This is a genomic window from Oceanospirillum sp., from assembly GCF_048265165.1.
Taxonomy (GTDB): domain Bacteria; phylum Pseudomonadota; class Gammaproteobacteria; order Pseudomonadales; family Halomonadaceae; genus Oceanospirillum.
Map to the genome: position 1 here is coordinate 158803 of NZ_JBLXCD010000003.1, position 14568 is coordinate 173370.

The 14568-nt window shown below is 49.1% G+C and carries 15 protein-coding genes; 3 read left to right on the forward strand and 12 right to left on the reverse strand.

Annotated features, from left to right (window positions below; all coding sequences use genetic code 11):
- Positions 1-25 precede the first annotated feature (25 nt).
- From ACN0R8_RS07735 to ACN0R8_RS07760, 6 genes are all read right to left on the reverse strand, one after another.
- Complete coding sequence (locus ACN0R8_RS07735) at positions 26-211, reverse strand: Trm112 family protein (protein ID WP_417596510.1); 186 nt, start codon at positions 209-211, stop codon at positions 26-28.
- Positions 204-1244: a tetraacyldisaccharide 4'-kinase gene (lpxK, locus tag ACN0R8_RS07740; protein ID WP_417596511.1), complete on the reverse strand. Its 1041-nt coding sequence runs from the start codon at positions 1242-1244 to the stop codon at positions 204-206. The genes ACN0R8_RS07735 and lpxK overlap by 8 nt, the downstream gene beginning before the upstream one ends.
- Before the next feature lie 2 nt (positions 1245-1246).
- Positions 1247-3019, reverse strand: a complete 1773-nt coding sequence (msbA, locus tag ACN0R8_RS07745) for a lipid A export permease/ATP-binding protein MsbA (RefSeq protein ID WP_417596512.1) — start codon at positions 3017-3019, stop codon at positions 1247-1249.
- 77 nt (positions 3020-3096) lie between these two features.
- Entirely contained in the window at positions 3097-3498 is a 402-nt protein-coding gene (locus tag ACN0R8_RS07750) for an ExbD/TolR family protein (protein WP_417596513.1), read from the reverse strand.
- Positions 3495-4172: a MotA/TolQ/ExbB proton channel family protein gene (locus ACN0R8_RS07755; protein ID WP_417596514.1), complete on the reverse strand. Its 678-nt coding sequence runs from the start codon at positions 4170-4172 to the stop codon at positions 3495-3497. The genes ACN0R8_RS07750 and ACN0R8_RS07755 overlap by 4 nt, the downstream gene beginning before the upstream one ends.
- Before the next feature lie 170 nt (positions 4173-4342).
- Complete coding sequence (locus ACN0R8_RS07760) at positions 4343-6706, reverse strand: DNA internalization-related competence protein ComEC/Rec2 (protein WP_417596515.1); 2364 nt, start codon at positions 6704-6706, stop codon at positions 4343-4345.
- A gap of 102 nt (positions 6707-6808) precedes the next feature.
- On the opposite strand from ACN0R8_RS07760, the gene ACN0R8_RS07765 reads away from it, so the two are divergent.
- Complete coding sequence (locus tag ACN0R8_RS07765; protein WP_417596516.1) at positions 6809-7360, forward strand: DUF2062 domain-containing protein; 552 nt, start codon at positions 6809-6811, stop codon at positions 7358-7360.
- 63 nt (positions 7361-7423) lie between these two features.
- Here ACN0R8_RS07765 and ACN0R8_RS07770 read toward each other — a convergent pair whose 3' ends face one another.
- From ACN0R8_RS07770 to ACN0R8_RS07780, 3 genes are read right to left on the reverse strand one after another with little or no spacing between them, the layout of a single operon-like run.
- Positions 7424-8437, reverse strand: coding sequence for a phospholipase A (locus ACN0R8_RS07770; RefSeq protein WP_417596517.1), 1014 nt, complete (start codon positions 8435-8437; stop codon positions 7424-7426).
- A 1-nt stretch (position 8438) separates the two neighbouring features.
- Complete coding sequence (gene lolD / locus ACN0R8_RS07775; RefSeq protein WP_417596518.1) at positions 8439-9143, reverse strand: lipoprotein-releasing ABC transporter ATP-binding protein LolD; 705 nt, start codon at positions 9141-9143, stop codon at positions 8439-8441.
- Positions 9136-10377, reverse strand: a complete 1242-nt coding sequence (locus ACN0R8_RS07780; protein WP_417596851.1) for a lipoprotein-releasing ABC transporter permease subunit — start codon at positions 10375-10377, stop codon at positions 9136-9138. Before ACN0R8_RS07780 ends, lolD begins: the two co-directional genes overlap by 8 nt.
- 377 nt (positions 10378-10754) lie before the next feature.
- Between ACN0R8_RS07780 and ACN0R8_RS07785 the strand changes: the two genes are divergently transcribed.
- Both ACN0R8_RS07785 and ACN0R8_RS07790 read left to right on the forward strand, forming a co-directional pair.
- Positions 10755-11837 (forward strand): agmatine deiminase family protein, encoded by a 1083-nt coding sequence (locus ACN0R8_RS07785; RefSeq protein ID WP_417596519.1) that lies wholly within the window; start codon positions 10755-10757, stop codon positions 11835-11837.
- On the forward strand, positions 11837-12772 hold the full coding sequence (locus ACN0R8_RS07790; RefSeq protein ID WP_417596520.1) for a carbon-nitrogen hydrolase: 936 nt from the start codon (positions 11837-11839) through the stop codon (positions 12770-12772). Before ACN0R8_RS07785 ends, ACN0R8_RS07790 begins: the two co-directional genes overlap by 1 nt.
- A 150-nt stretch (positions 12773-12922) precedes the next feature.
- Here ACN0R8_RS07790 and ACN0R8_RS07795 read toward each other — a convergent pair whose 3' ends face one another.
- From ACN0R8_RS07795 to ACN0R8_RS07805, 3 genes are all read right to left on the reverse strand, one after another.
- Positions 12923-13363, reverse strand: coding sequence for a hypothetical protein (locus ACN0R8_RS07795; RefSeq protein WP_417596521.1), 441 nt, complete (start codon positions 13361-13363; stop codon positions 12923-12925).
- Positions 13364-13647: 284 nt separating this feature from the next.
- A complete protein-coding gene (locus tag ACN0R8_RS07800; protein ID WP_417596522.1) occupies positions 13648-13965 on the reverse strand; it encodes a hypothetical protein in 318 nt (105 codons plus the stop codon).
- A 49-nt stretch (positions 13966-14014) separates the two neighbouring features.
- A complete protein-coding gene (locus ACN0R8_RS07805) occupies positions 14015-14194 on the reverse strand; it encodes a hypothetical protein (RefSeq protein ID WP_417596523.1) in 180 nt (59 codons plus the stop codon).
- Positions 14195-14568 lie beyond the last annotated feature (374 nt).

Genomic DNA, 14568 nt, shown 5'->3' on the forward strand with positions numbered 1-14568 from the left:
AAAGCAGAGTTAAGTGAAAAATCGCTTACTTTTCCAGACGCTCATCAGCAGTCAGTGTACGCGCTTCACTCTCCAGCATAACGGGAATATTATCCCGAACCGGAAAAGCCAGGCCATCAGCCTTACAGATCAATTCATTCTGTTCTTTTTTGTAGATCAGTTTTCCCTGGCAAATAGGGCAAACCAGGAGTGCTAGTAACTGCTTATCCATGTTGTTTTCTCTTTAAAACATTAACAAGTTGATGGTGTAAATTTTCGATCAGTTCCGGTTTAATTCTGGCTTCAACATCCAAAGCCCAATAGGTTTCTTCTGACCAGCTTCGACACTTCACCGCATCTTTTGCCGTCATCAGCACAACCCGACCGTCCGGTACTTCATGGTCTTTAAAAATATGGTGATCAGGAAATGGATGTCTTTCGATATGAACCTCCAGATCCTCAAGGGTCTGGAAGAAGCGCTCCGGATTACCAATTCCCGCCATCGCAAATGCAGGTCTGCGTAGAGACGTTTTAAAAGGAGGGCGGCTTGCCGAAAAGGTTTCCCCTGTGCGCAGATTACGCCAATAACGAGGAGCCAGCTTCATCGGCTGAGCCTGAACACCAGAAAAATCAACAGGCCGTACACTGCCGTTGGCAAAAACCTGGGTCACTTCTTTTAAGCGATCGACAGGTTCTCTTAAAGGCCCAACAGGAAGGCAGTGACCGTTGCCTAAACCTCGGGTGGCATCAATAATCACCCACTCAATATCTCTGGGCAGGCTCAGGTGCTGCAAGCCATCATCACTGATAATAAGATTACAGGCAGTATGCCCAGGAAAGTTTTTCTGGAAGAAAGCTTTATTCAGTAGCGCTGAAGCTGCACGATACCGATCCGGATCGATAACAACCGGACACTCTGTCTGTGCCGCCAGCATAACAGGCTCATCGCCAACGTCTGTTGCATCACTTTCAGCGGTAACGGCTACCGGCCCAGAGAGTTTCTTGCCACCATATCCCCTGCTAATCACCCCCGGATGCCACCCGTGATGCTGTAAAACCCGGCACAGCATAGACACCATGGGAGACTTACCTGTCCCACCCACGCTGACATTGCCCACCACAATCACCGGAACCGGCAGAGCTCTTTGCTGAGCCCGTTTCTTTGCTTGATCTTTACGCGCTAAGTAGCGGTAAACGACCTCAACCGGCCACAATAACAGAGGCCATTTGGCGCCTGAATACCAAGCTTTTTCCAGTGCTTTCATGGTTAAGCCTCTTCATCGCTGAACTGCATAGAATGCAGCTGGGCATACGCCCCTCCTTTAGCCAGCAGCTCTTTATGGCTACCGGATTCGATAATTTCACCTTGCTCCATCACCATAATAATATCGGCGTTTTCAATAGTGGAGAGGCGATGCGCAATCACAAACGTCGTGCGGTTTTTCATAACTTCATCGAGCGCTTTCTGGATATAACGCTCAGATTCCGTATCCAGTGCTGACGTCGCTTCATCCAGAATAAGAATAGGGGCATCTTTCAGAATAGCCCGGGCTATAGCCAAGCGCTGACGTTGCCCACCAGATAACAGAATGCCATTATCCCCAACCAATGTATCCAGCCCCTCAGGAAGCTCCTCAATAAAGGACATCGCATAGGCTGACTTAGCCGCAGCCTCTATCTGCTCCCGGGTTATGCCCGGCTGACCGTAAGCGATATTGTTCGCCACGGTATCGTTAAACAGTGTGACCTGCTGCGTCACCATAGAGATCTGCCGACGCAGGCTAGCTAATGTCACACTTCCCAGAGGTTGTCCATCAAAGCAGATCTCACCATCTACAGGTTCATAGAAACGGGGAATCAGATTGATCAGTGTTGATTTACCACTACCGGAGCGCCCAACAATCGCAACAACTTGACCCGCATTAACATCAAAGTTAACGCCTTTCAGCACTTGCTTCTCAGTACCTGGGTAACGGAAGTTCACATCTCTGAACGAAACATCACCTTTAATTTGAGACATGACCCCGGAACCGTAATCCGGCTCATCATCTTTATCATATTGCTCAAAAAGATCCTCCGCTGCAGCAACTCCTCTCTGAATCGCATTATTAACCTCTGTCAGCTGACGGATCGGTTTCGCCATAAGTGATGCGGCGGTAATAAAAGCGATAAACTCACCAGGAGTCATGCCCTGCATAATCTCCGGGTCCAAAGCCAACCAAACCAGAGTCCCCATGGCAAAAGCAACTATCAGCTGAACAATTGGAGTGCTTAAAGCCCGGGTCGCAGCCATCTTTATAAACTGTCTACGGTTAAGTTCACTGGCTTTATTGAAGCGTTCACGTTCGTACTCAGTGCCATCAAAGGTACGTACGACTCTATACCCGGTAATAGCCTCAGAAGCCACATGAGTCACATCCCCCATAGAGGTCTGAATCCTGCGACTGACCTTTCTGAAACGCTTGCTGGCCACGCTGACCACCAGACCAATCAGAGGTGTCATCGCAATAAAGATTAGTGTCAGCCGCCAATTATTATAGAAGAGATAGAGCAGCAGTCCGAACACAAAAATACCTTCACGAATAACCACAGTAACGGCTTGAGAAGCGGCATTTGTGACCTGATCAATATTGAATGTCAGGCGGGAGATAAGATGACCGGATGACTGACTATCAAAATATGAAACCGGGAGAGAAAGGTACTTATCAAATAGCTGGCACCGTAGTTTGTGCACCACGCCACGAGCCACTATTTCCATGAAGTAGATCCCTAAAAAGCTACCAACGCCCCTGGCAGCAAAAGCACTGACCATCAGAGTGGGAAATAACCACCGGAACTCCGAGTTTTGCTTTTCTATGGAATCAACCAAGTATTTCATCAGTTCTGCAAACGCTGTACTCGACGCGGCATAAATAATATAGCCCAGAATGCTCAAGGCAAACGCCCAGCTGTATGCCTTCACGTATTTTAGTAAGCGGAAATAAGAGCTCGCCGCGCTTTTTGGCGAGTCTTCGAAAGGCGATATCTTTTGATCAGACAAGTGAAGCTACCTTATTAAAACGCTGTTTTTTTAATTTAAAATGCTGAGGTCTCGCCAGGAAGCGTTATGTTAACCATTTACTGAGCAAACCGGGTCTGAAAGCTGACCTGAGTCAGACCCGCACCCGCCAGGTCATCCAAAACCCCCGTTACCCGACCATGGCGAGCCCTTTCATCAGCAATCACAACTACCCGACCTGAAGGCGCCTGCCGCTTAAGGTAGTCAGCCAGGGCCAATGAGAGTTTTTCAACGGGTTTTCCATTCATCAAAATGGCGCCTGTTTCAGGAACCTCAAGTCGAAGCGGTGCAGGTGTTTCAGCAGCCTGACCATGACTTGTTTCCGGTAACTGAAGCTCGAGTTCGCTGCTCTGATCAAATGTAGTGGAGACCATAAAAAAAATCAGCAGCAGAAAAACCACATCAATCAGGGGTGTCAGATTAAGGCTGATTGGCTCCGGCTGGCGACGCTGAAATTTCACGCCGGGATAACCTTTTCAGTCATATCACGTTGCATACGGGATCGCTCATCCAGGCCCGAAGACACTTTTGCCCGTTGGCCATATAGCTCGTCAACCAGCTTGATTGACTCCTGCTCCAGACTAATAACCATATCCTGTACACGTCGTTCAAAAAAACGATGAAAAAGAACAGCCGGGATTGCAACAGACAAACCTGCAGCCGTTGTAACCAGTGCCTGAGAGATACCACCAGCCAATGCCGGCGCTTTACCGGCACCTTGTTCCATAATGACAGCAAAGACATCAATCATGCCCAAAACCGTTCCCAGTAAACCCAGTAAAGGAGTAATCGCAGCAATGGAGCCCAGTAAACTTAAGAAGCGTTCAAGATCGTGCACAACGGCTGCCGCGGCCTCTTCTATAGACTCCTTCATGACAACCCGACTGAATTCAAGATTGCGCAGTCCGGCCGCAAACAGAAAACCCAAGGGTGAGCTCTGCTCCAGCTCATAAAGCTGGGTCGAACTCATTGGTGCAGACAGGGCCTGACGAACCACTTGCTGACGCAGAGCTGAAGGTGCAATACGCTCCCGGCGTAATACCCAAAACCGTTCCAGAATAATTGCCGCAGCAGCCACAGATGAAGCCAGAATCGGCAACATTAACCAGCCACCGGCAGAAAAAATGAGATCCACGTTTTTTCCTTTGCTGAACAAGTGATTGTCTGTTATTCAAGCTGCAAGTGTACACCATTGTCAGGCTGGTCTGAACGCAAAACAATCGACAGCAACAGCATTTCTCCCTCACCATACCGGGCTTATCTGACAAATAAGCACAACCGCCAGATCTTCAGCAGTATTCCTGCTCAATCGAGCTTCTGCCAGCACCAACGTAGCGGCTTCAATTCCCTGTTTGCCGCAAGCGTCCAATGACCGGAAAGGTCATCATCATCCAGAAAGATAGCTCCCAGATCTGCTGTATTGTATTCCCGGTAGATTTTTTCACCCTCCCCCATAGTAGACTCCTGAGACCTGAGATAGGCGATACGCTGCTGTACCTCTGAAGCAGGATGGCCATACCGATTATTAAATCCGGCCGAGTAAATAATCCCCTTAGGCCTGACCGCCGATAAAAATGCCAGGCTATTTCCTCCGGCACTGCCGTGATGACTGGCAACCAGCCACTCAGCCTGCAGATTTTGCCCCGAAGCTAGCAACCAGCTTTCTGCCTGATGACCAATATCCCCTGTCAGCAGAATGCTTTTTTCCGGCTCACTGAGCGACCAGACCTTCAGCACACAGGAGCGATCATTATCACTGCGCACAATACCAGACAGCACTTCAGCTGAAACAGGCGGATATAGCACCTCAAACGCGATATCGTCCCACTGCCAAAGCTGCCCTTGGTAACAGCCGGTAACGTGCTTAACCGAGCCTAATACTGTCTTATCCAGCCTTTCCGGCTGCCCTGCCAAAACCGCCTCAGCAAAAGGCGTTAGCGCAGATAAACCTCCGGCATGATCATTATCATCATGGGAGATCATAAGCAGATCAATCTGCGCGGCTTCCGATGTCAGTAGCGGAGGTAAAAAGAGTGAAACAGGTTGAAAGCCTGAACGAAAAGATGGGCCGGTGTCATATATCAGCTGTTTGCCTGCAACCCGGATACGAACTGCTAATCCTTGCCCTACATCAAAGACCTCTACCCTGACGCCATCTCTCTGATCATTCTCGGGCTTAATATCTGCAACAAAATACAATCCAACACTGAGTATAATCAGGCTTATTCCCTGCCTGCCCGGCACCGCCGGAAACGCCCAGATCAGCGTCAATAAAGCCAGTAATAACCCAGGGCCTAGACCCAGCACAGGAGTCCCCCAGTTAAACTCCAGCCCTAACATCAACCATTGCCAGAACAGAAACTCCAGCATACCCAGTAAAGGTTCAAGGGGAAGCACAGGCAGAATAGTCTGCAATAGAGCCAAGGGAAGTATCAAAATCGATACCAGAGGAATAGCAGCCAGATTGACCAAACCGGATACCAGGTCCGGAGTATTCAACCAGAAGCTCTGTACCGGTAATAAACCAGCCATCAGAACCAGCTGAACCCGGATAAACATGCCATGATGCCTGCCACCACTGATCACAATCAGTAACAGAAAAACAGCCCAGACACTGTAATAGAACCCAGGGCGGAGCAAATAGAGCGGCTCATAAAGCAGAAGCAGCGTCACAGCGAAAAGAAGAATCCGCAGGGGAGGCAAAAAAAAGCCACGGCTTCTAATAAAAATTACCAGCAACGCCATTAAAAGCGCACGTGCTACTGCGACGCCAGGAGGCCAAATCAACAACATGGGAAATAAAAGAATAACAGGAGCTGCCAGTAGAATAATTCTCTGCCAATACTGATCCAGGGGGAGCACCCGTCTTATCAAAGAAAGGAGAAACCAGCCAGCGCCCAGTAAAACCCCTATATGCAAACCTGAAACGACAACAAGATGAATTGTTCCGGTAGCCCGTAGCAACTGCCAGTGATGATCTGTCAGACGCCGACTATCCCCAGTCAGCAGTGTTGATACCAGAGGCAAATCCTGATGATCCGCCCGCTCTGAAAAAGCAGATCGCCACCGACTCAATAACTGTGGCCAAAGATCAGGGTCGGAAAGTCGCTGGCTATTCTGCTCACTGCGAATATAACCCCGGGCCATAACACCTTTACCTAGCTGCTGAATCCGGTAACGACTTTGCCCTGGATTACTGAACCCTCTGACAGGGTATAAGCGCACAAGAAACTGCCAGCGCTCCCCAGCCTTGGCTTTAAATGATGACACCCTGTCTGCCGTCAAACCATGCAGATAGCGATTAATCACCACATTGCCTTGAAAGGTGCATATTTCAGCTGTTTCATCCACCAACTGACACCGATCAACCTTGAAGCTCAGCTGTTGCTGATTCGTTGAGTCACGCACAACCTGCTCAACCTGCCCCTGAACCAGCAGGTTCTTACCCGATAACGTTTGGGGCAGCGTTTGACTTAATAAAATAGCCAGATACACGTTTGTGTAAAGATAAGCTAGAATCCCAACCCCTGTAGCAACAGATATAAGAGCAGGACGGTTTCTGATTAAGACCATCGCTATAAAGGCCAGCATCAACAGGGCTTCAGCCGGTGGCCAGTCGAAATCTACAATGCCTGCCAGCACACCTAAAATAACAACAATAAACCACATCGACCTGACCTCCTGTCCGGATGATGTTTTTTTTGACCTTAATCCCTAGTGACAAGGTCGAATATGTGGATAATGATCCGCTCTCAGAAGGTGACCTAAGACATGCCAAGACGAATCATCAAGAAATACATGCCCGACCCCAAAAAGCTACAGGAGCAGAAATCTCTACGCTTTCTTGGCAAGCTTCTTGAAGATCCCGGCCTTTTGCACCTGACCCGACGCTCCGTTGCCACTGCTTTTATGGTAGGCATTTTTTGCGCTTTTATCCCGGTTCCTTTTCAAATGGTTCTCGCCGCCGCCGGAGCCATGCTACTACACTGCAATCTCCCGATCTCCGTAGGCCTTGTATGGATCACCAATCCGGTTACGATGCCGGTGATGTTTTATGGTACATATCTGGTTGGCGCATGGATTCTGGGCGTTGAAGCTAAGCCGATGCCTGATGAGTTAACCTTGGAGTGGCTTGGCCAACTTTTGAACGATGCATGGATACCGCTTTACCTCGGTTCCGTTATCATCGGTATTATGATGGCTATTCTCAGTAATATCGGCATACGTCTGCTTTGGCGCTGGCATGTCAGTAAAAGCTGGAAAAGCCGTAAGAGACGCATGCTTGTTCTACCAAAGAAAAAGCAGGATACAGACGAAGAATAAACCTCAGGGCAAAACCAGATGGGTCAAATGGGATTCCAATACATTTATCAGGGGCTTATTTTGCTACAGAATATCATTAATCGAAATTCCTAACCCAATACGATTAGTATACTGATCGTAGTCTGCCAGCGTATCACCATAGCCAGTGCGCATTAGCAAGTACCCCTTATATCGCTCTCCGGCTAATGGGAAGCTCCAGCTGAACTGCATATTCCCCCGGGAAAAGTCACTATCGATATGGTTGCGCATACGAAAGGTCAATACATGACTGGCCTTTGTATATGCCATACCTAACTCATTGACTCCGACATAGTTCTTGATATCCGGATTATCATCCTCAGCAGTAGGTTCAGGAATGCGGAACCAACGCTTAAATGCAATCCCCCAATCACCACTGGCAAAAAAGACCTCTGCAAATAACCGGTTCCAGCTGCGGGAGAAATCTCCGCCCTGACCATTCGACTGGTGATTAATTCCCAGAGTAAAACCTTCCAGTTTAAGCTCCTTCAATAGAGCCTGATTCAGGCTTACGCCATAAATCAGTTCAGGCTCGTACATAGTCTCCCGGAAAGGAGCTGACTGCTCGTATAGCTGCCAATAAGACTGCTGAGTATAGGCTGCAATCAGCGCGTCATTCTCTGTAAAAAGCCCGGTATCAATAGGGAATTTCAGACTGATCTGGAACTGCGCCTCTACTGGCCCATATTCTGCCCCCCGAAATCCGGCAGACTCCTGATAGCCACTGTAATAACTGACCGGTAAAAAATAGTTCGCCTTATAAGGCAGAAAAACCAGAGGATCATCCGCCAGTTTTATTTCACGTTCTGCCCGCTTCCGCAGAGCAGATGGCGGATTAAACAATGCCTTAGCAGTATTTTCCATCTTATCCGCCATTAACAGGCGTTCCTGCTCATCCGGTGTCAGCGGGACAGATTTTTCATCTGACGGCAGACCAGTGCCTTGCTCAGGCTGGACAAGCTGAACATCCTGAGTAGAGCGGGTTTCCGAAAAAGAGGTACCAGCAACAGCAAGCCCCAACAGGCCAATCAGAGCCCTGAGGCTTCCGGTAACGTTCATCTCAGATGATCTCCACAGGTCGAGTCTGTTCAACCAACTGCCCCTGATCCAGCTTGAGCACCCGATCCATCCGCTGTGCCAGTGCCATATCGTGAGTTACCGTGATAAAGCAGGTCTGATGCTCTTTACCGATCTCCAGCATCAGCTGATTCACAGACTCTGCAGTATTCGGATCCAGATTACCGGTGGGCTCATCCAGTAGTACACAGGCTGGTTCACCTACTAGGGCGCGGGCAATCGCTACCCGCTGACGCTCACCACCGGATAACTCTGATGGTTTATGATCAACACGATGTCCAAGACCCACACGTTCCAGCAGAGCCATCGCACGGGGCAAAACCACCTTACGCTTGTCACCCCGGATCAGCATCGGCATCAGCACATTTTCCAACGCGGTAAATTCCGGCAGCAGATGGTGCAGCTGATAGACAAAACCGAGACTTCGGTTACGGAACAGACCCAGTTCTGCATCGGTTAGCTTAGCCAGTGCTTTACCATCAATAGTCACATCACCGGACGTTGGTTTATCCAACCCACCCAACAGGTGCAGCAGAGTGGTTTTACCGGAACCAGAGCTGCCCACAATAGCGATACGCTCACCACGGAAAGCACTAAAATTCAGCTGCTGTAACACCTGAACTTTCTCTGGCCCGTTCACATACTCCATCGACAGGTCGGTACACTCCAGCACAGGTTGATTACTCATAACGCAGAGCCTCCGCAGGTTGAATTCGGGACGCCCGCCACGCAGGGTACAAGGTCGACAGGAAACTCATCACAAATGCAGAACCGGTAATAACGCCCACATCATCCCAACGTAGTTCTGACGGTAAATAACTGATGAAATAAACATTACTATCCAGAAACTGAATCCCCATAATCTGTTCCACCCAGGCAACAAAGTCACTCACATTCAACGCAGCCAGAACACCAAGTCCAGTGCCAATCAGCGTTCCCGTCAGCCCGATCACAATACCCTGTACCATAAAAATACCCATGATGGTGGCCGGGGTTGCCCCTAAGGTTCGGAGAATCGCGATATCCCCCTGTTTATCGGTCACCACCATCACCAGAGTAGACACAATATTGAACGCGGCAACCGCAATCACAATCATCAGCAGCAGACCGATCATACGCTTTTCCATCTGAATCGCCTGAAACAGGTTGCCATGGGTTCGCGTCCAGTCGCTACCGCGCATATTAGGCGGTAGTTCCTGCAGCTGATTCCAGACCACTTCACGGGCTTTAAACAGATCATCCAGCTGCAGACGCAGACCATGGATATCTTTATCCAATCGCATCAGGGTTTGCATATCCGCGATATGCGCCACCGCCAGATTACTGTCCAGCTCCGCCCCGACACTGAAAAGCCCCACAACAGTGAAACGTTTCATACGGGGAAAAACACCCGCCGGTGTAATTGAGGCTTCCGGAATCATCAGCGTCACCTTGTCGCCAACACCGACACCGATGAAGCGCGCCAACAGATCACCCATAATGATACCGAACTCACCAGGTTTCAGATCACCCAAAGAGCCTGCCACCATATGATCCTTCATGATGGAGACCTTATCCTCAAGCTCCGGCATAATGCCGTTCACTAAAGCACCACGAACATAGCCCCTGTGGGTAAACATCCCCTGTGCCTTTACGTAGGGCACAGCCGCCTGAATATGCTCATTCTGTTCCAGCTTTTCAGCAACCTCAGGCCAATTCTGAAAACCGCTTTGAGAGCTGATAGTGGCGTGGGGCACCATGCCCAGAATGCGCTGACGAAGTTCACGGTCGAAGCCATTCATCACCGACAGCACCAGAATCAGTACCGCCACCCCCAAAGTCAGGCCCAGCATAGAGGTTAAAGAGATAAAAGAGATAAAATGATTACGCCGCTTGGCGCGTGTGTAGCGTAAACCGATAAAAAAGGGAATCTTGTCTAACATCATGTTTGACTCAGGCTATGACGCAGGCTTGTGGAGCCAACGCCCATTTCAAATGAATATCCTGTACAAGGGATACTCTCGCTAACAGGCTGTTTTTAGTGGGCTTATCATACGCTAAACCCTAAGTGTTCTGCCAATTGTGCCATTTTTTTCCGACACTATTGCTGCTGTTTTGTTATCCGTACAGATACATTAAAGCTCAGCGGCTGAATAGCACTGGACAAAGTGCTATTCTCTGCTAAATTCCAGCCCCAAAATGAACCAGAATCTATGAGACATAAAGGCTCATAACAAGTTTCGGTCTGCAAAATAAAATCAGGCTGACAAACCCTGATTTATTCCTAATCTCTTCTCTAAATATGCAGGTATTGCCACTGATGAGCACCGCTTCAGACTCTCAAGCACCAGGTCACCAGACCACTTTATCCGAACGCTGTCAGTTGTTACCGGAATGGGCTCCGCAAAGCGGTGTTATGCTGACCTGGCCACACGCCAACGGTGACTGGGCGCCTTTTCTGACGCAGGTTGAACCTGTGTTTTATCAGATTGCAGAAGCAATTGCCCGTCGTGAAAAAGTACTGATCACCGTATCCAGTGAGACTAAAAAGCAGGAAGTAATCGCTCACTTTGCTGAGTTAAATCTGCAAACGAAGCTGAGTGTTTTTGTTCAGGAAACCAACGACACCTGGGCGCGGGATCACGGCCCTATCACCGTCATCAAAAATGATAAGCCACTGCTGCTGGACTTTATATTCAACGGCTGGGGCAATAAGTTTGATGCCCGACTGGATACCGCCCTGAACCGTAAACTTGCTGCAGTAAACGCCTTTGCCTGTCCAATGGAAACCGTTGATCTGGTACTGGAAGGCGGCAGTATTGAGTCAGACGGCCACGGCACCCTATTAACCACTAGCGAGTGCTTACTAGCGTCAACCCGTAACCCCTCTATGGATAAAGCGGCCATCGAAGCGCTGCTATCAGAGAAATTCGGCCTAAAGCGCACCCTATGGCTCGATTATGGCTATCTGGCAGGCGACGACACCGATAGCCATGTGGATACCCTAGCTCGCTTCTGTGACCCGCACACTATCACCTATGTTCAGTGTACGGATGAAGGCGACGAGCACTATCCCGCATTGAAAGCGATGGAAAATCAACTAAAAGCCTTTACCGATTATCAAGGCCAAGCCTATAAGCTGGTACCTCTGCCGATGGCCGAGCCTTGCTTTAGCGAAGAGGGCCACCGCCTGCCCGCCACTTATGCTAATTTCCTGATTATTAATGGCGCGGTACTGCTCCCCATTTACGGTAATGAACAATTGGATCAGCAAGCGTTCAGCCAAATGCAGATCGCCTTCCCGAACCATGAGATTATCGCCATCAACTGCCGTCCGATTGTTGAGCAGTACGGCAGTTTGCACTGCCTGACCATGCAGCTACCGGAAGGAGTTCTTGCCTAATGACCAACCCAACAGACACATCAAAACGCAGCACCTCCTTAAAAGTCGGTCTGGTGCAGCAGCACGCTTTTAACGATAAGGCCAAGAGTCTGTCGATTAGTGAACAAGGGTTGCGTGAACTGGCTGCAGAAGGCTGCGAACTAGCGCTATTACAGGAGCTGCACGCCACCCAGTATTTTTGTCAGACAGAAGATACGGATCTATTTGATCTGGCGGAATCGATCGACGGCCCAACCAGCCAGCGCTTATCCGCACTGGCCGATGAACTCAACATGGTAATTGTTGGCTCTATTTTCGAAAAGCGGGCTCCGGGGCTTTATCACAACACCTCCGTGGTATTCGATAAAGATGGTTCACTGGCGGGCACGTATCGCAAGATGCATATTCCCGATGATCCCGGCTTCTATGAGAAATTCTATTTCACACCGGGGGATGCCACCTTTAATGATGGCCGCTCAGGTTTCAGCCCGATTGAAACCAGCGTGGGTAAACTGGGGGTTCTGGTCTGCTGGGATCAGTGGTATCCCGAAGCCGCCCGCCTGATGGCGATGGCCGGTGCTGAGATTCTGCTCTACCCCACCGCTATCGGCTGGGACCCAAGGGATGATGCCGCGGAACAAAAGCGCCAACAAGACGCCTGGACGCTGATCCAACGCGCCCACGCCGTCGCCAACGGCCTGCCGGTAATGGCGGCGAACCGAGTGGGTCACGAAACCGACCCAAGCGGCCAGAGTGACGGTATCCAGTTCTGGGGCGGCAGTTTTATCGCAGGCCCGCAGGGTGAACTACTGCAACACGCCGGAGAAGATGCCTGTGTACTGGTCGCCACAATCGACAAACAGCGCACCGAAGACACCCGCCGCATCTGGCCGTATTTCCGCGACCGCCGGATTGATGCCTATGGGGATCTGACCAAACGGCATCTGACACCTTAATCAGAGCGGCCAGACAACCTGGCCACTCTGTATCTGCCGCGACCGCCGGATTGATGCCTACGGGGACCTGACCAAACGGCATCTGACACCTTAAACCCTAAGGTTTAGGCCGCGCCAACAAAAACGCCCCTTGGAGTGATCCAAGGGGCTTTATTTTTCTACGCCAATGGCGGCCTCTATCCTACAGAGGATTTGTAGAACTTCTTCTCGAGTGTACGCCAACTCATTTGGCAACTTAAAATCTTTTAACTCATCTATCATCAGACCATTCTTTTCCTGATCTAACCTTTCATTAATGTCTTTTATCTGCTCTGAATAAGAACGGAAGGGCGTTGTATTTCTAGGCAAAGTTTGCAGATCATTCAATGCAGATTTTCGGTGAGCGAACTCTTCCAAAATGTCTTCAAGATAAGCTCCGATAGACTGATCTTTCGCTAACTTCAACCTTGGCTCATCACCTCTAATTTTCTTTACCTTGTCTAAGGTGGACTTACTGATATAAAGCTGGACGTTGACCTTCCCGCCCTCTTTTTTCTTGGCCCTGAAGCGCTCTTGAGCTTTCCTCAGAGACTCCCTCCTCGCACTATTCATACACCCCTACTTGATTACGAGTAATCACTTTTTTCGATATTGTAAAATATAGAGAAACCCATCAACTCTATAGGCAACTTTTTGGAACAAACAGAAAAATACCAGAAGGTAGACATTATAAATGCGACAGCTCAGCTTCTCGAGATCAGCAACGAAGAGGCATGTTTTTTCATTAATAGTTCAGTGCCATACTACATAGTAAAAAAACAATATAGAAACCTCGATGAAGCCATGTCCTACGTGCTTTGCTACATTCAAATTTGATCCTCAAATTGATATGGAAATCAAACCGTCTTATACCAAGCATTCCGATGCCTCAGGTCGAAATACCCGACAATCGCGCTTGGGTTCACAATACACAGCTGAATATGATTCCGGCTTTGAAAGCCGGCATTTGAATAGAGCGGATCACCTTCAGGAAACATGCCTCGAACGGAATCCAGAAACGACGGATGATTCTGAACCTTGCGTTTGTTTTGCCCATGCATATCCGACAGGCTGAGATCTTCCATAATGGCCTGATTATTCATCTGATGCAGACGCATAATGACCTGACAATCCAGATCACCCAGAAAAGTATGGCCATTTTCATCAGCTTCCACTGCTTTTTTGGAGGAATTTAGATATGGCTATCCCTGGCGATAAGTGCATCTAACCTCCTTTCAACCGCTGCACCACATCCCCTTTCTGATCGAGAATGCCTGCTTCCTGTAGTGAGCGGGTGATGGACTCTTTCGACAGATCATAGCCTTTAACCTGATCCTGACCGGTTTTACGGGCTGTATTCAACGTTTTGAGCCTTTGCTCAAGCTTTTCCCGAAGGTTATACATTGCATGCCTGCCTATTCTTTAACACTCCAAATTTTAGCCCAAAGAGCAAGGTATGGCGACTCGCCAAAAAACCGCACTACCGAGCACCTGAAATTCCTTTTAGGGGAATGCGCCCTTCCATACTCCAGTTACGGATCATACTGGAGCCGGTATTTCTAATCCGGTAGCGGTATTGGCCTGCCACCCTTGGGAAGAAGTTGCGACTAAAGCTCCTTACACCACGGCTTGTACTCTTAGAAACCGGCACCCATACACCTTTGGTGTTTCGTTCAATAATATGCTCTATAACACTGTTTGGGCTATTGCCTGATAAATCTTTGAATTTAAAAGAAACCGCGCCCAGACAGGAGATTTTAAACGGCCCATACACATTA